The organism is Pseudonocardia sp. (assembly GCF_050250275.1).
Lineage (GTDB): Bacteria > Actinomycetota > Actinomycetes > Mycobacteriales > Pseudonocardiaceae > Pseudonocardia.
Window position 1 is genome coordinate 1 of record NZ_JBFWOY010000037.1, and the last position, 15,804, is coordinate 15,804.

Annotated in this window: 14 protein-coding genes; 13 read left to right on the top strand and 1 reads right to left on the bottom strand. The window is 74.8% G+C overall.

Annotated features, from left to right (window positions below; all coding sequences use genetic code 11):
• The first annotated feature begins 139 nt into the window (after nucleotides 1-139).
• Genes AB7F12_RS26710 through AB7F12_RS26750 form a run of 9 tightly spaced genes read left to right on the top strand, consistent with a single transcriptional unit; the run spans nucleotide 140 to nucleotide 10,357 of the window.
• Nucleotides 140-1,237, top strand: coding sequence for a hypothetical protein (locus AB7F12_RS26710; protein ID WP_428502574.1), 1,098 nt, complete (start codon nucleotides 140-142; stop codon nucleotides 1,235-1,237).
• Entirely contained in the window at nucleotides 1,234-2,028 is a 795-nt protein-coding gene (locus tag AB7F12_RS26715) for a hypothetical protein (RefSeq protein ID WP_428502573.1), read from the top strand. Before AB7F12_RS26710 ends, AB7F12_RS26715 begins: the two co-directional genes overlap by 4 nt.
• A complete protein-coding gene (locus AB7F12_RS26720; RefSeq protein ID WP_428502572.1) occupies nucleotides 2,028-3,074 on the top strand; it encodes a hypothetical protein in 1,047 nt (348 codons plus the stop codon). The genes AB7F12_RS26715 and AB7F12_RS26720 overlap by 1 nt, the downstream gene beginning before the upstream one ends.
• Entirely contained in the window at nucleotides 3,071-4,585 is a 1,515-nt protein-coding gene (locus AB7F12_RS26725) for an SCO6880 family protein (protein WP_428502571.1), read from the top strand. The genes AB7F12_RS26720 and AB7F12_RS26725 overlap by 4 nt, the downstream gene beginning before the upstream one ends.
• Nucleotides 4,582-6,162 (top strand): ATP-binding protein, encoded by a 1,581-nt coding sequence (locus AB7F12_RS26730; protein ID WP_428502570.1) that lies wholly within the window; start codon nucleotides 4,582-4,584, stop codon nucleotides 6,160-6,162. The genes AB7F12_RS26725 and AB7F12_RS26730 overlap by 4 nt, the downstream gene beginning before the upstream one ends.
• A complete protein-coding gene (locus tag AB7F12_RS26735) occupies nucleotides 6,159-7,496 on the top strand; it encodes a right-handed parallel beta-helix repeat-containing protein (RefSeq protein WP_428516990.1) in 1,338 nt (445 codons plus the stop codon). Before AB7F12_RS26730 ends, AB7F12_RS26735 begins: the two co-directional genes overlap by 4 nt.
• Nucleotides 7,493-8,326, top strand: coding sequence for a trypsin-like serine peptidase (locus AB7F12_RS26740; protein ID WP_428501456.1), 834 nt, complete (start codon nucleotides 7,493-7,495; stop codon nucleotides 8,324-8,326). Before AB7F12_RS26735 ends, AB7F12_RS26740 begins: the two co-directional genes overlap by 4 nt.
• Nucleotides 8,323-9,468 (top strand): C40 family peptidase, encoded by a 1,146-nt coding sequence (locus AB7F12_RS26745; protein ID WP_428501457.1) that lies wholly within the window; start codon nucleotides 8,323-8,325, stop codon nucleotides 9,466-9,468. The genes AB7F12_RS26740 and AB7F12_RS26745 overlap by 4 nt, the downstream gene beginning before the upstream one ends.
• A 55-nt stretch (nucleotides 9,469-9,523) precedes the next feature.
• Nucleotides 9,524-10,357, top strand: a complete 834-nt coding sequence (locus AB7F12_RS26750) for an SCO6745 family protein (protein WP_428501458.1) — start codon at nucleotides 9,524-9,526, stop codon at nucleotides 10,355-10,357.
• A gap of 15 nt (nucleotides 10,358-10,372) precedes the next feature.
• Here the strand turns inward: AB7F12_RS26750 and ychF are convergent, their stop codons facing one another.
• Nucleotides 10,373-11,446, bottom strand: coding sequence for a redox-regulated ATPase YchF (ychF, locus tag AB7F12_RS26755; RefSeq protein WP_428501459.1), 1,074 nt, complete (start codon nucleotides 11,444-11,446; stop codon nucleotides 10,373-10,375).
• A 108-nt stretch (nucleotides 11,447-11,554) separates the two neighbouring features.
• On the opposite strand from ychF, the gene AB7F12_RS26760 reads away from it, so the two are divergent.
• The 4 genes from AB7F12_RS26760 to AB7F12_RS26775 all read left to right on the top strand — a co-directional run bounded on the left by AB7F12_RS26760 (nucleotide 11,555) and on the right by AB7F12_RS26775 (nucleotide 15,792).
• Nucleotides 11,555-11,998 (top strand): hypothetical protein, encoded by a 444-nt coding sequence (locus AB7F12_RS26760; protein ID WP_428501460.1) that lies wholly within the window; start codon nucleotides 11,555-11,557, stop codon nucleotides 11,996-11,998.
• A 68-nt stretch (nucleotides 11,999-12,066) separates the two neighbouring features.
• A complete protein-coding gene (locus AB7F12_RS26765; RefSeq protein WP_428501461.1) occupies nucleotides 12,067-13,572 on the top strand; it encodes a DNA-3-methyladenine glycosylase 2 family protein in 1,506 nt (501 codons plus the stop codon).
• Nucleotides 13,569-14,069, top strand: coding sequence for a methylated-DNA--[protein]-cysteine S-methyltransferase (locus AB7F12_RS26770; RefSeq protein ID WP_428501462.1), 501 nt, complete (start codon nucleotides 13,569-13,571; stop codon nucleotides 14,067-14,069). Before AB7F12_RS26765 ends, AB7F12_RS26770 begins: the two co-directional genes overlap by 4 nt.
• Before the next feature lie 118 nt (nucleotides 14,070-14,187).
• Complete coding sequence (locus AB7F12_RS26775) at nucleotides 14,188-15,792, top strand: DNA recombination protein RmuC (RefSeq protein ID WP_428501463.1); 1,605 nt, start codon at nucleotides 14,188-14,190, stop codon at nucleotides 15,790-15,792.
• Nucleotides 15,793-15,804 lie beyond the last annotated feature (12 nt).

Sequence of the window (15,804 nt, forward strand, 5' to 3'; positions counted from 1 at the left end):
AAGATCACCAACCTCGGCATGCCCGTCATCCCGGAGGCAACCAGATGAACCACCGCGATCCCCACATCCCCGACCGGGCCACACAACACGCCCGGGAGATACGCTCTGTGATCAAGTTCAGGAAAAAGCTCGGCCTGTCGTGACCGCGCAGTGGCAGGAGCCGCCGGTCGCGGGCCCGGCCGTGCGGTCGTCACGGCGCGGGCCGGTGCGCAGGCTCGTCGTCGGCAGCCGACCGGGCCCCCCGGCGACGGTCACCGACCTCACCGCCGCGCTCGGCGCCGCGACCCGGCGCGGCGCCGGCCCGGTGCCGGTCGACCGTGTGGACGTCGAGGAGGCGACCGCCGCCGCGGCACGCGGGTACGTCGCCGGAAGCGCGCCGGACCCGATGTCGACGGCCACCCGGATGGGCGCCGCGGCCGCGGCGATGACGGCGCTGGACCTGCCCCCCGGGACCACCGCCCCGGTGAGCTGGGACGGCTTCGGCGCGCTGATCCCGGTGCTGTCGGGGTCGCCGGGAGCGGGTGCGTCGGTGGTCGCCGCCGCGCTGGCCGACGCCCTCCAGCTCGCCGGCCGGTGTGTGCTGCTCGTCGATGCCGCCGACCCGGCGCGGTCGGGTCTCGCCGCGGCGGCGGAGGTCGAGGGACCGTGGACCTCGGAGCTGACCCCGGACCTGGCGCTGCGCTTCTCGTGGCGTGGGCAGGCGCTGCTGACCCGGCTGGAGAGCACGTTGCCGGTGATCACGCCGGGGATGGTGCCGCCGCCCCCGCAGTGGCTGCCGGAGCTCGACCCGCTGCACGTCACCGTCGTCGACGTCGGGCACGACGGCTGGCGCGCCGCCGCCAACCCGCTGGCCGGGCCGGGTGGCTGGCTGCGGCTCGGGACCCCGGCGCAGCGGCCGCTGCTGGTGGTGCGTCCGACGCGGCCGTCGTTGCGGCACGCCGAGCAGGTGCTGGCGCGTCTGGAGCCGTGGGTCGGCGCCGGGGCGGCGGTCAACCCGTACCAGCTGGTCGTCGTCGGCGCGAAGCGGTGGCCGCCGGGCGTGGCCGGGGCGGCGGGCCGGCGGCTCGAACCGATGACGGAGACAGCCGTGTTCCTCCCGCACGACGACGAGGTCCAGGTCGCGGGCGTCACCGCCGAGCTGCTGCCCCACCGCCTGCTCGACGCCGTGGCACCCCTGTTGACCAGGTGGAACCTGCTGCCCGGCACCACTGTCGGTGTCCGTCGGAGGCTCCGGTGAGCGCTCCCGTGGTCAGCGAGCTCGCCACGCCCCCGCCGTCGCGCCGGCGCGGCGGCCTGCTCGTCGCGGCGCTCGGAGTCCTGACGACGTTGCTGCTCATCGGGCTCGTGTCGGTGCTCCTCGGGCTGGGCGCGGACACCGACCCGGCAGCTGGGCCCGCACCGGCGCACGACCCGTCGTGGGACCCGTCGTGGGACCTCGCCGCCGAGACCGTGCTCGCGACGCGTCCGATGCCGCTGCTCCCCGACTCCGCGGCCCAGCCCCGCACGTCGAGCACCCGCACGCCCGCCGCAGCGATCACGTTGCCCGCCGGTCCGTTCCCGGCGTCGCCGGAGGGTGCGCTGGCGCAGCTCACCGAGCTCACCGGTGTCGGCCTGCGGGGCGCCGATCCGCAGGCCTACGCGCTGGCCTACGGCGCGGTCGCCGAGCCCGGCGCGCCCCAGGTCGAGTCGACCGTGATGCACCGCGGCCTGGTCCGGATCCGGGCGGCCGCGGGACTGCCGCGCAGCGGCGTGGTCCCCGAGCTGTCGATGACGTTCACCCCGATGGCCGGGTTGGTCAAGGGCGCCGCCGACGGCGGCCGCTACGTCGTCGTGTGTGTGCTCGGGCAGGTCGACGTCGTCGCGAACGGTGTCCCGATCAGCTCCGGCGGCGCCGACTGTCAGGCGATGCGCCGCATCGGCGACGCGTGGCGGATCAGCCCGGGTGCCCAGGCCGCCGCCGCGACCGTGGCCTGGCCGGGCACAGACGAGGCGCTCGACGCCGGCTACCTGCCGTTGGTGGCGGTCTGATGCCGGGTATCGACGTCGCGATCGGGAAGGCGTTCGACACGATCCTCGCCTCGATCATGAAAGCGCTCTGGACGGCCGCCCTCTACCTGCTGCGCACCGCGCTCGACCTGGTCGACGGGGCGCTCGCGGCGGACGCCGCCTCGTCGCCGCTCGCAGCGCTGGGCGGCACCCTGATGTGGGTCGCCTGCCTGGTGGCGCTCGGGCTGTTCTGTTGGCAGCTGGGTGTGACGGTGCTGCGCGGTGGTGTCGGGTTCTGGCGGATCGCGACCGGTCCGCTGGCCTTCGGCGTGGCGTGCGCGTTGAGCGTCGGGGTGGTCACCGTCGCGCTCGGGGGTGCCGACGGTCTGACCCGGCTGCTGTTGCAGGAAGGGGCCGGCGTCACCGGGTTCCGCGGACTGCTCGACAGCGGCCCCCTCGGGCAGGTGCTGACCGAGACCCCCGACCTGGGATCCGACGTCGACGCGACCGCCCGCTCGGTCGTGCTGGGCATCGTGTCGGCGTTCGCGATCGTCCCGGCCGCGATCGGCTTCCTGCTGCAGGCGGTGTTCCGTCAGGTCGTGGTCCTCGTCCTGGTGGCGACGCTCCCGCTGACCGCCGCCGGGCTCATGACCCGCAGCACGACGGCCTGGTTGTGGCGCGCGCTGCGGTGGACCGCGGCGGCGGTGCTGCTGAAGCCGGCGCTCGCGCTGGTGCTGGTCGCCGGCACCGCGATGCTCGGTGAACCGGTGGGCCTGGGCGGTCTGCTCGCCGCGGCGGGTGTGCTGCTGGTGGCGCTGCTGTGCCCGTTCGGGGTGTTCCGGCTGCTGGCCTTCGTCGAGCCGGGGACGGCGTCGGGGGTGGTGCTGAGGGCAGGCGCGGCGAGGACCTCGCCGGAGCCCGACGAGGTCCTCGCCGCGGGGACGGCGGCCGAGAACAGCCACACCGCCCGCTTCGACGGGGCCGCCGCGGTGCCCTCGACGCCCTACACCGAGCGGCCGCCGTCGGTTCGTCCCGAGCGGCCCGTTCTCCGCGACGTCCTCGTCGCCGACGTCAGGTCCGCCCGGTGACGGCGCGGATCCCCGACGACGTCGCCGCGCCGCGCGTCTACCGCGACCTCGACGGCCGCGAACGCGGCGGCTGGGTCCTCGGCCTCACGCTGCCCCAGGCCCTCGCCTGCCTCGTGCTCGCCGTGCCCGTCCTGTTCGCGCTCGCGGCGGGCCGGTGGGGCCAGGTCGTCGGCCTGCTCCCCGTCGCCGCGCTGCTCGGCGTGCTCGTCGTCGTCCCCGTTCGCGGCCGTCCGGCGGCGCGCTGGCTCGCCGATCTCGTCTCGTTCCGGACAGGAGTGCTGATGCGCTGGTCGCTCTGGCAGTCGAGGGCCGCGGCCGGGTTCGCCGGCCCGCCCGGCGAACCGGACCTCCCGGGGGTCCTCGCCCGCGTCGAGTTCCCCGACGGTCCGCCGTTCCGTGACCAGGGCCGGCTGTGCCTGATCCACGACACCGGCGACGGCCGCTGGGGCGCCACGGCCCGGCTCGGGCACTCGGGCGTCGGGATGTTGACCGACGCGGAGTGCGAGCGGCTCGCGGCCCGGCTGGGTCACCTGCTGGTCGCGATCGGGCGACGCGAGGTGGTCGACCGGCTGTCGCTGCTGGTCAGGACCGTTCCCGACGACGGTGTCGAGTACGGGCTGTGGCGGTCGCTGCACGAGTCGGCCGCCGCACCGCCCCTGGCGCGACAGGCCGCCGACGAGCTCGACCGCACGATCGGGGCCGCGTCGGTACGCACGGAGCTGTTCGTGACGGTGTCGGGCCCGGAGTCGGCGCTGCGCCGCCCGGCGGCTGCGGCGGGCGGCGGGATCGGGGGCCGGGCGAGCGTGCTCTACCGGGTGCTCGACGGGCTCGACGACGCGTTGACGACGCTGGGTGTGCGGTCGGTGAGCTGGCTGTCGGGCAGCGGGATGGCCGCGGCGATCCGGACTGGCTTCAACCCGGCCGCGGCGACCGCGCTCGCCCGCGCCGGTGGTGGCCATCCGCCGGCGCTGGCCGGGCCGGCGTTCGCCCCGCCGCCCACCGCACGGGCCTACCACCACGACGGCTTCTCGTCGATCTCCTACGCGGTGGTCATGCCGTCGACGGGAACGGTGTTCGGGTCGCTCGGGCCGCTGCTGGCCGCACGCAGCACCGGGGAACGGCGGACGGTCGCGATCCACTACGAGGCCCTGTCCGCCCGGGCAGCGGCGCGGGCGGTGCGGGCGGGCCGGTTCCGGAGCACGGCGACCCGTGACTGGCGGGCCGCGCGCGGTGTCGGCGACACCGCGTCGGACCGACGCCGCTCCGACGGTGCCCGCGACCAGGAGGCGGCGGTCGACGCGGGGCAGTCGATGGTGCGGTTCACCGTCGCGGCGTCGGTGACGGTCCCGGCCGACCGCGACGTCGAGGACCACGCGGCGCGCCTGGAGAACGACGCGTCCGGCCGGTTCCGGCTGCTGCGTCTGGAGCTCGCGCAGGATTCGGCGTTCGTCGCGGCGGTGCTGCCCGTCGGCATCGGGCTGCCGCGGCTGCGGGGAGGGCTGGACGGATGACCAGGCGGTCCCGACGCAGGTCCGACGCGGGTCGTGGGGCCCGCGACCTGCTCTCGACGTTCGGTGACGGCGTCCACGGCGACGACTCCGCGGCCCCGGTGGGTGCGCCGGACCGGCGCGAGCGGGCCGCGCGACCACGGGTCCCGCGCCGGGGCCGCGCCGAACCCGGCCACGGATGGGCCGCGGTCGAGGCGGCCTCCCGCGTGCCGGTGTACCGGGCCACCACCGGTGAGGTGGGCGGACTGTTCCCGCTGCTCGCCGCGGACGCCGTGCCGGCGGTCGGCGCCCGGATGGGCTACGACGCGCTGTCCGGCAGCGCGTTCTACTGCCATCCCGTCGAGTGGCTGCTGCGCGGCCTCGCGACCAACCCGAACATGGTCGTCTTCGGTGAGCCGGGCCGCGGGAAGTCGTCGACGGTGGTCGCGTTCTGCCTGCGCATGATGCTGTTCGGCATCAGGACGCTGGTGTCCGGCGACGTCAAGGGCGAGTACACGCCCCTGCTGCGCGCGCTGGGTATCACCCCGGTGGAGCTCGGCACCGGCAGCGCCGCACGGCTCAACGCCCTCGACCTCGGCCCCCTCGCCGCGCGCTGGCCCGGCTGGTCGGCCGCGCGCAGGCGCGAGGAGCTCACGGGGATCCTCGCCCGCTGGACGCGGCTGCTCGCCGCGCTCGCCGAGACGCAGGGCTACAGCCCGACGGTCACCGACGAGCTGGTGCTCACGGTCGTCCTGCGTCGCCTCGTGGGTGGCGACGCAGGACTCGACGTGGCCGTGGACCGGCTGCGCCCCATCACGATCCCCGATGTCGCGCGTGCGCTCGCCGATCCCGGTCCGGATCTGTGGCGGCACGCCCGCTTCGCCGGGGAACGCGAGTTCCTCGACCACACACGACTGATCACCGACGCCCTGTCCAACCTGGTCCACGGGCCGCTCGCCGGCCTGTTCGACGCCCCCACCAACGTCGACCTCGACTGGGACGCGCCGATCCAGTCCCTGGACCTGTCGCGGCTGCGTTCACGCGGCGACCAGGCGGTCGCGGTCGCGTTGACGTGTCTGGGCTCGTGGTCGTCGATGATCACCGATCTGCAGGACGACGGCGAGGTCCGCATCGTCGTGCGCGACGAGGTGTGGCGGCAGCTGCGCCTCGGGCTGCGCGCGGTGCAGGCCGTCGACTCCGATCTGCGGCTGTCCCGGGCCGAGCGCCGCATCCAACTGCTGGTCATGCACAAGCCGTCGGATCTGCTGTCGGTCGGCGAGGCCGGGTCGCAGGAGGTCGCGATCGCCAAGGACCTGCTGTCGCTGTGCTCGACCCGGATCCTGCTGGGCCAGTCGACGCGGGTCGCCGACGAGCTGGCCGCCGTGCTCGCGCTGTCCGAGCGCGAGCAGGAGGCGACCACCGGATGGGCGATGGAACGGCGCGGGCGGGCGCTGTGGAAGATCGAGAACCACCCGGGCCGCAAGGTGCAGACCGTCCTGTCGCCCACCGAGCAGCGCCTCTTCGACACCGACGCCCCGCTGCGCGCGCCCACCCGGACGACGCCCCGGGTCAACGGCCGCCCCGTCGGGATCGCCCGATGAGGGGCCGTGCGCTGCTGGTCGTCGTGGTAGCGGTCGCCGTCGTCGTCGCACCGGGCACGGCGTCCGCAGCGACGCCACCGCGCTGCGGCTGGCAGGTCACCGCGGCCGAGCTCGCCGCCACCACCTCCGGCTCCTCCGACCCCCGCGCGCACGCCATCCACGAGGCCCTGACCGCTGCCGGGATCGGACCGACGACCACCCGGGACTGCGCCGATCCACGCGACCGCACGCCGGCCGACGCAGCGGCCGCCGAGCCGGGTGGGCGCGTGAACCGCACCGGCGCCGAGGCCGGCCACGGCATCGACGACGGTGCTCCCGGCGGCGGCCGCACCCTGACCGTCGGCTCCGGCGGGACGTTCCGCGACATCGCCGCCGCGGTCGAGGCGTCGTCTCCCGGCGACACCGTCGAGGTCTCCACCGGCACCTATCCCGGCTTCGCCGTCACCCGCGACGGGGCTCCGGGTGCCTGGCTGACGATCACCGCCGCACCGGGCGCCGACGTCGTCGTCGAGGGCGAACCCGGTTCGGGCAACGGGCTCGTCGGTCTCGACGGCCGCTCCTGGGTCCGGCTCGTCGGGCTGCACGTGCGCGGGTCGTCGACCCATGGTGTGTACGGCGACGGGGTCGACCACGTCGTCCTGCGCGACTGCGAGGTCGCGGGCTCCGCCGACGGCGGGATCGTGCTGTCCGGCGGCTCGCACGTGCTCGTCGACGGATGCGAGGTCCATGGCAACAACGCGCGCGGCACGGACGCGAGCAACGAGGCGATCTCCATCGTCGGGACGACGACGTTCGAGATCGTGGGCTCGGCCGTGCACGACAACGGTGAGGAGGGCATCGACGCGAAGTACGAGGCCGCCGACGGCGTCGTCCACCACAACCGGGTGTGGGGCAACCGGGGCCCGAACATCTACGTCGACTCGGCCCACGACATCACCGTGCGCGACAACGAGGTCTGGGGCGCGACCGAGGCGAGCAAGTCCGGGATCGGGCTGGCTGTCGAGGACTGGTCGCGGACGCGGCGGCTCGCCGGGATCACGGTCAGCGACAACGTCGTGCGCGACAACGCGGGCGCCGGGATCGACTTCTGGGTGGAGTCCAGCGGGGACCTGTCCGAGGTCACCGTCACCGGCAACCGCATCGGCGGGAACGGCCGCGGCGGGATCACGTTCAACACCGGCTCCCTCGCCGCGGTCACCGTCCGCGCCAACACCTTCGGCGAGGGCGACCGGCCGCCCGGCGGCCGGGACGGGGTGACGCTGCTCGACAACGTCACCGGAGTGATCCCCACGGTCACCGGCGGGGGCCTCGGGCGACGCGGCGGCGACCGGTGACCGCCCGGTGCGCCGGGTTCCTCGTCGCGGCGGTACTGGCCGCGGTCGTCTCCTGCCCGATCACCCCGACGATGCACGCCGTGGCGGGGCCTCCCCCGGCAGCGGTCCTCACCGCCGTCGCGGACATCGGCGGCGGCGACGCGAGCGGCGCCCCGTTCCGGGCACCGCGCTCGGCGACGGTCGGGCAGCTGCGTACCGACCGGACCTCGTGCACGGCAACGGTCGTCGAGTCCCGGAGCGGCGGCGTGGCCGTCACAGCGGCGCACTGCGTCCACCGGCCCGCGCGGTCACCGCTGGAGCTGCCGCCCGGCGCCGCCGGGCCGCTGGCCGTCACCGGGTTCACCCCGGGACGTGACGGCGACCGGGCGCCGTTCGGCAGCTGGCCGGTGGAGCGCGTCGAGGTCGACCCACGGTGGGTCGGGTCGGGCGATCCGGCCCACGACGTGGCGTTCCTGCGGCTCGGCGAGGTCGATGGGCGGACGGTGCAGGAGGTCGTGGGGGCCCAGCGCATCGCGTTCGGGGCGGTCGCCGCGGGCACGCCGATGACGGCGTTGGGCTATCCCGCGGCGGCTCCGTTCGACGGCCGCACCCTGCGTCGTTGCACGAGCCCGGGTGTCGCGGTCAGCCGGGCCGCGTTCGGCGCGTTGCAGATGCGCTGCGCGATGACGCCCGGGGTGTCGGGCGGTCCGTGGCTGAGCGGGTTCGACCCGGCCACGGGCGCAGGCACGGTCTCGGCCGTCACGACCTTCGTCGACGAGTCGAACGGCCTGCTCAGCGCTGTGACGTTCCGGCCCCCGGCACGCACGCTGTTCGACGCGGCCGGCCGATGAGGCGGTCGCGCTCGCGGGTGGCGGTGCTCGTGGCCGTCGCGGTGTGGTTGGCGGCGTCGACGACGCTGTTCACCGGCGTCGCGATGGTCGCGGTTGCCGGGGGCGCGCTCGCCGGGGGCTGCGCCGGCGACGGTGGCCCCGGTGGCGGTGCCCGGCAGCTCGGGGACCGGGCCTGGTCGGCGGAGCAGACCGACAACGCGCAGACGATCGTGCAGGTCGTGGTGTCGCGGCAGCTGCCGCGGCGGGCGGCGGTCGTCGCGGTGTCCACGGCGATCGTCGAGTCGCAGCTGCGCAACGTCTCCCACGGTCACGCCGACTCGCTGGGCCTGTTCCAGCAGCGGCCTTCGCAGGGCTGGGGTCCGCCCGAGACGGTGCTCAACCCTGCGCTGGCCACGGCCACGTTCCTGGACCGCCTCGTCGCGGTGCCTGACTGGGCCACGATGGCGCCGGGCACGGCGGCGCAGACGGTGCAGCGCTCGGCGTACCCGCAGCGCTACGCCCCGGCCGAACAGGCCGCCGCCGCTCTGGTCACGTACCTGTGGCCGGGCCCCGGCGAGGTCGCCGCCGGCGATCCACGGGCCGCCGCGTCCGCAACCCTGCGCTGCGCCGACCAGGGCGCTGCCGACGTCGCACCGGCCCGCGCGGTCGAGGACGCGCCGTCGCGGGGCGGCGCACCCGGGTCGCCGCAACGCGTCGCGAAGGACCGGGTCCCGCCCGGCTTCACCCTGCCCGCCGACCCCCGCCAGCGCGCCGCGGTCGGCTACGCGATCTCCAAGATCGGCCGCCCGTACGTGTGGGGGGCCAAGGGGCCCGACACCTTCGACTGCTCGGGCCTGATGACGGCCGCCTGGGCCGCCGCGGGCGTCCCGGTCCCGGCCGGGACGGTGACCCAGAAGACGGCGGGCTCCCCCGTCGACGTGTCCCGCGTCGCGCCCGGCGACCTGCTGCTCGTCCCGGGCTCGCTGGGGTCGCCGCGCAACCCGCGCCACGTCGGCATGTACATCGGCCACGGGCTGGTGATCGACGCGCACGACTCCCGGTCCGGTGTCATCGTGTCTCCCCTGTCCGCGTGGATCCCACGGATCGTGACGGTCCGTCACATCGCGGGGCCGAGCGGTGCCCCGGCGGCCCGCGCGGCATGAGCACCGGATCCGGGGCTCACAGATGAGTTCGCGGCGCGCGAGACGTCTACCCGCCATGCCCACCGCGAGCACCGCCCGCCGCATGTTCGAGCTCCTGGAGCCGATCTGCCTGGTCACCTACCTCGCCGACGAGCCGAACGAGGAGCTGGCCGCGCTCGGCCACCGCACCTACTGGGACGGCTACTTCGCGAGCCGGGCCGCACCGCTGGGACGGGTCCCGGCGGAGGTCGTGCACGCGGCCTTCTACAGCTTCGCCGAGGGTGAGGCCGCGCGGCACATTCCCGGCGCGTGGGAGACGGTCGCGCCGGAGGTGTCGCGCGCCGCGTGGCAGCGGGGCAGCGTGACGGCCCTGCGCCGGATCCTCGGCGAGGAGCTGGCGGGCTCCCCCGGCCTGGTCCGCGCCGCCGACCTGACCACCAAGGCCGCGACGTCCGCCCCGACCGACGGCCGGGTCATGTACGCGGCGATGCGGACGCTGCCGGTCCCGAGCGACCCGCTCGACCGGCTGTGGCACTCCGCGACCATGCTGCGCGAGCACCGCGGCGACGGGCACGTCGCGGCGCTGCTGGGCGCGCAGATCGGCGGCACCGAGGCCCACATCCTCAGCGCGCTCGACATGGACATTTACCCGGCCGAGTCGTTCGGCCGGGTCCACCACCTGCCGAGGGCGCGTCTGGCCGCGGTCATGGCGGGCCTGCGCGAGCGTGGACTCGTGGACGGCGAGGGCCGGTTCACCGACGCCGGCCGTGAGACCAAGCGCCGCATCGAGGCCCTCACCGACGAGCTCGCCGCGCCGCCCTACTCCGCGTTGTCCGCCGCCGAGCTCGCCGAGCTGCAGGACGCGCTCGACCCGATCACGTCGAGGCTGGTGGCCGCGGGGTCGCCGTGACCGACGGCCGCGGGATCAGACGTTGAACCGGAACTCGACGACGTCCCCGTCGGCCATGACGTAGTCCTTGCCCTCCATGCGGACCTTGCCGGCGGCCTTGGCGGCGGCCATCGACCCGGCCGCGACGAGGTCGTCGTAGGAGACGATCTCGGCCTTGATGAAGCCGCGCTCGAAGTCGGTGTGGATGACGCCGGCGGCCTGGGGGGCGGTGGCGCCCTGCTTGATCGTCCAGGCCCGTGCCTCCTTGGGCCCGGCGGTCAGGTAGGTCTGCAGGCCGAGGGTGTGGAAGCCGGCGCGGGCCAGGGAGTAGAGGCCGGGTTCGGCCTGGCCGATCGACTCCAGCAGCTCGCGGGCCGACTCCTCGTCGAGCTCCAGCAGCTCCGACTCGACCTTGGCGTCGAGGAAGACGGCGTCGGCGGGGGCGACGAGGTCGGCGAGCTCCTTGCGCTTCGCGTCGTCGGTGAGGACACCTTCGTCGGCGTTGAAGACGTAGAGGAACGGCTTCGTGGTGAGCAGTGACAGCTCGCGCAGCGGCTCCTTGTCGACGCCCGCGGCGAACAGCGTCGTGCCGCCGTTGAGGATCTCGACGGCGGCCTCGGCGGCCTCCAGGACGGCGCGGCGGTCCTTCTGCATGCGCGCCTCCTTGGTGAGGCGCGGGACGGCCTTCTCCAGGGTCTGGAGGTCGGCGAGGATCAGCTCGGTGGCGATCGTCTCGATGTCGGCGGCGGGGTCGATCCGGCCGTCGACGTGGACGACGTCGTCGTCGGCGAACACGCGCACGACCTGGCAGATCGCGTCGGACTCGCGGATGTTGGCGAGGAACTTGTTGCCCAGCCCGGCGCCTTCGGACGCGCCCTTGACGATGCCCGCGATGTCGACGAACGACACGACGGCGGGTACGACCTTGGCCGACGAGTGGATCTCGGCCAGCTTGTCCAGCCTCGGGTCGGGCAGCGGAACGACGCCGACGTTGGGTTCGATCGTGGCGAACGGGTAGTTGGCGGCGAGCACGTCGTTGCGGGTCAACGCGTTGAACAGGGTCGACTTGCCGACGTTCGGGAGGCCGACGATGCCGAGGGTGAGGGACACGACCGACCAGGGTAGTCGCCGCCGTCACGTGACCTTCCGACACCACCGTTCGTCGCAATACGATGGGCCGGAGAGACCAATGCGGGTGTTGGACGAGGATCGGCGGTCGTGGTGCGTGTCCCGAGTTCTCGCGTCCTGCTCACCGGGGCGGTCACCGCGGCTCTCGTGGTGACCACGGTTGCGGCGGTGGCCTTGACGGGCAGCCCCGAGGGCGCGGTGGCGCTGCCGCGGTTCGCACCGTCACCGCCGGGGTCGTCGCTGGTCCTGCCGACGGTCGACGCGCCCGCTCCGGTCCTGGACGACCCGGGGATGCCGCCGCTCGTGCCTGCGCAGACCCGGGCTCCGGCGCCGCGGCGCGCCACCGATGCCGCGTCGACGACGCAGACTCCGCCGCCGCCACCGACGTCGCGGGAGCGGCAGGAGCAGCGGTCGTCGGCGCCGTCGGCGTCACGGTCGCGGGTGGCGCCGCCGTCGGCGGGTTCGTCGATGGACGATCGGGTGCGCTTCGCGTGCGCGAACGGCTATCTGAACGGTCCGATGTGCGGGCGGTGACCGGCGCCTGACGCTCGTGTCCGATTCCCGCCGGAACCTGTGTCGGTGACGCTGGCACGATCGGTGTCGTGCCACTCGACCAGGACCTCTGTTACCGCGCTGTCGCGTCCCGCGACTCGCGGTTCGACGGTCAGTTCGTCACCGCGGTCCGCACGACGGGCATCTACTGCCGTCCGTCGTGCCCGGCGACGACGCCGTTGCGCCGCAACGTCGAGTTCCTGACGACGGCGGCGGCCGCGCAGCAGCGCGGCTACCGGGCGTGCCGGCGGTGTCTGCCCGACGCGGTGCCGGGGTCGCCGGAGTGGAACTGCCGCGCCGACCTGGCGGGCCGTGCGATGCGGCTGATCGGCGACGGTCTCGTGGAGCGGGAGGGGGTGCCCGGTCTGGCGCGGGCGCTGGGCTACTCCGAACGCCATCTCAACCGGGTGCTGACGGGCGAGCTGGGGGCGGGCCCGCTGGCGTTGGCCAGGGCGCATCGGGCGCACACGGCGCGCATTCTCGTCGAGACGACGACGATGCCGATGGCCGACGTGGCGTTCGCCGCGGGCTTCGCCAGCGTCCGGCAGTTCAACGACACCGTCCGCGAGGTGTACGCGGTGTCGCCGCGGACGTTGCGCACCGAGGCGGCGACGCGGGGCGGGCGGCGGCCGACGCCGGTCGCGGGCGCGCTCGTGCTGCGGCTGCCGCACCGGCTCCCGTTCGACGCGGCCGGGTTGCTGGCCTTCCTGCACGGCCGGGCGATCGACGGCGTCGAGACCCTCGACGGCACCTGCTACCGGCGGACGCTGCGGCTGCCGCACGGTCCGGCGACGGTCGCGCTGGATCTCCCCGACGGTGCCCTGCACGTGACGGCGACGTTGCGCCCCACCGATCCTCGTGACCTCGGGCCCGCGGTGGCGCGGTTGCGGCGCCTGCTCGACCTCGACGCCGACCCGGTCGCGGTCGACGAGGTGCTGCGCGCCGACCCGGCGCTGGCGCCGTCCGTCGCGGAGGTCCCGGGGGTGCGGGTGCCGGGCACCGTCGACGCGTTCGAGCTGGCGATGCGCACGCTGCTGGGCCAGCAGGTGTCGGTGGCGGGCGCGCGGACGACGACGTCGCGGCTGGTCGCGGCGCTGGGCGACGCGCTCCCCGAGGGTGACGACCCTGCCGACGACGACGGCCCGACCCTGCTCTTCCCCACGGCCGCAACGGTTGCCGAGCGCGGGGCCGAGGTCCTCACCGGGCCGGCGCGGCGTACGGCGTCGGTCGTCGGGTTCGCCGCGGCGGTGGCGTCGGGCGACCTGGTGCTCGACCCCGGCCGCGACCCCGCCGCGCTGCGCGCCGACCTGCTCGCGTTGCCGGGCATCGGTCCCTGGAGCGCGGGCTACCTGGCGATGCGCCTGCTCGGCGACCCCGACGAGCTGCTGGTCGAGGACCTCGCGGTGCGCCGCGGCGCCGCGGCGCTCGGCCTCCCCTGCGACCACGCCGCGTTGACCGCACACGCCGAACGCTGGCGCCCCTGGCGGTCGTACGCCGCCACCCATCTCTGGCGCGCCTCCTCGCCGCGCCCCACCCCCGCCAAGGAGACGTCATGAGCACCTGGTCCACCCTCGACACCCGGCTCGGTCCGTTCACCGCGGTCGTCGACGACGACGGCGCGGTCCTCGCGTCCGGCTGGACCGGTGAGGTCGACGACCTGCTGCCGCTGATCCACCCGTCGCTGCGCCCCGCCGAGGCGCGGCGGGTGACCGATCTGGGCCCCGTCGGCAAGGCCGTCACGGCCTATCACGACGGTGACGTGGGTGTGATCGACGGCGTGCCGGTGCGGCAGCGGTCGGGCGAGTTCCTGGAGCACGCGTGGCACGTGCTGCGGACGGTGCCGGCAGGCGATCCGGTGACCTACACCGAGTATGCGTCGCGGTCGGGTCGGCCGGCGGCGGTGCGCGCGGCGGCGTCGGCGTGCGCACGCAACGCCGCGGCGCTGTTCGTCCCGTGCCACCGGGTGTTGCGCCTCGACGGGTCGCTGGGCGGTTTCCGCTGGGGTGTGGACGTCAAGCGGGCCCTGCTGGACCACGAGGCGAAGGCCGCCTGACCCGGTTCGACCGTTTGTTCGACCGCTCGCCGACGTCCGGGCACCGTCGACCGTGCACTCCGACGGGTGACCGGCGTGCCTGGCCGGATCTGTCGGACGCGGGGTGCACCCTGACCGTGTGGATCTCGTGACCGCGCTGAACGTGCTGCTCATCGGCCTGCTCGTAGGGCTGCTGGCAGGCGGCGGCGTGGCCTGGCTGTTCCTCGGTTCGCGGCACAAGGTGGCCACGGCGGAGGCGGCGCGCCGGGTCGCGGAGGTGTCGGCCACCGCGCGGGCCGACACGGCGGCGTTGCGCGCCGAGCGGGCCGGGTTGTTGGAGCGGATCGAGGATCTGTCCGAAGAGGTCGACACGGCGGTCGAACGCCTGCGCCGCGCGGAGAGCGAGGCGGCGGCCAGCGGCGCCGCGCTGCGCAGCGAGCGCGAGGCGAGCCTCGCCCGCGAGGAGCTGCTCACCCGCCGTGACGCGGAGCTGAAGGAGTCGTTCCAGTCCCTGTCGGCGGATGCGTTGGCGCGCAACAACGAGCAGTTCGTCGCGCTGGCCGAGGGTCGGATCAAGGAGGCCACCGCGGCGCTCACCGCGAAGGCCGCGGGTGACGATGCGGCGCGGGCGGCGGCGCTCGACAAGCTGATCGACCCGATGACGGCCACCCTCGCCCGTGTAGAGGGCCAGCTGCGGTCGGTGGAGAAGGACCGCGAGTCGGCCTATGCCGGGCTGCGCGAGCAGGTCGTCGCGATGCACCGGTCGTCGCAGCAGCTGCAGAGCGAGACGCGCCAGCTGGTCAACGCGTTGCGGGCGCCGCAGGTGCGCGGCCGTTGGGGTGAGCTGCAGCTGGAGCGGATCGTCCAGCTCGCGGGCATGGTCGAGCACTGCGACTTCGACACCCAGGTCAGCGCCACCGGCACCGGCGGGGACGCCGACGCGGGTGTCCGCCCCGACATGGTCGTGCACCTGGCGGGCGACAAGCAGATCGTCGTCGACGCGAAGGTGCCGTTCGCGGCCTACCTCGACGCGGTGGAGAGCCGCGACCCGCAGGTGCACACCGAGCGTCTCGCCGCGCACGCCCGGCAGCTGCGCCAGCACGTCGACTCGTTGTCCGCCAAGAGCTACTGGGCCGCGTTCGAGCCGTCGCCGGAGTTCGTCGTGCTGTTCGTGCCGGGCGACCCGTTCCTCGAGGCGGCGCTGCAGTCCGACCCGTCGCTGCTGGAGCACGCGTTCGCGAGCAATGTCGTGATCGCCACGCCGACGACGTTGATCGCGCTGCTGCGCACGGTCGCGTACACCTGGCGGCAGGAGGCGTTGGCGCGCAACGCCGCCCAGGTCCACCAGCTGGGCAAGGAGCTGCACTCACGGCTCGCGACCATGGGCAGCCACGTCGCGAAGCTGGGCCGCAGCCTCGACACGGCGATCACCAGCTACAACCAGACGGTGTCCTCCCTGGAGTCACGCGTGCTGGTCACGGCACGCAAGCTCACCGAGCTCCGCGTCGCCGACGAGGAGCTCGTCGCGCCGGGGCAGGTCGACCGCGCGCCGCGGACCGTCGCCGCGCCCGAGCTCGTCGCCTCGGCGGCCGACTCGCTGATCGCGCTGCACGAGCTGGGGCGCGAGTCCTCACGCGACGGACGCGACGGCGCGCGCGATGTCCCCCGGGAGGTCACACGCGAGATCCCCAGGCCGCATGTCGGCGACGAGGACGGCGGATCCCGGGCTAACGTGGGAGGGTGACCTCACCCCGAC

Excerpts from the sequence above, each read along its gene's own strand:
- AB7F12_RS26720 (WP_428502572.1), top strand. The coding sequence starts at position 2,028 with ATGCCGGGTATCGACGTCGCGATCGGGAAGGCGTTCGACACGATCCTC.
- AB7F12_RS26730 (WP_428502570.1), top strand. The coding sequence starts at position 4,582 with ATGACCAGGCGGTCCCGACGCAGGTCCGACGCGGGTCGTGGGGCCCGC.
- AB7F12_RS26735 (WP_428516990.1), top strand. The coding sequence starts at position 6,159 with ATGAGGGGCCGTGCGCTGCTGGTCGTCGTGGTAGCGGTCGCCGTCGTC.
- AB7F12_RS26745 (WP_428501457.1), top strand. The coding sequence starts at position 8,323 with ATGAGGCGGTCGCGCTCGCGGGTGGCGGTGCTCGTGGCCGTCGCGGTG.
- AB7F12_RS26750 (WP_428501458.1), top strand. The coding sequence starts at position 9,524 with ATGCCCACCGCGAGCACCGCCCGCCGCATGTTCGAGCTCCTGGAGCCG.
- AB7F12_RS26770 (WP_428501462.1), top strand. The coding sequence starts at position 13,569 with ATGAGCACCTGGTCCACCCTCGACACCCGGCTCGGTCCGTTCACCGCG.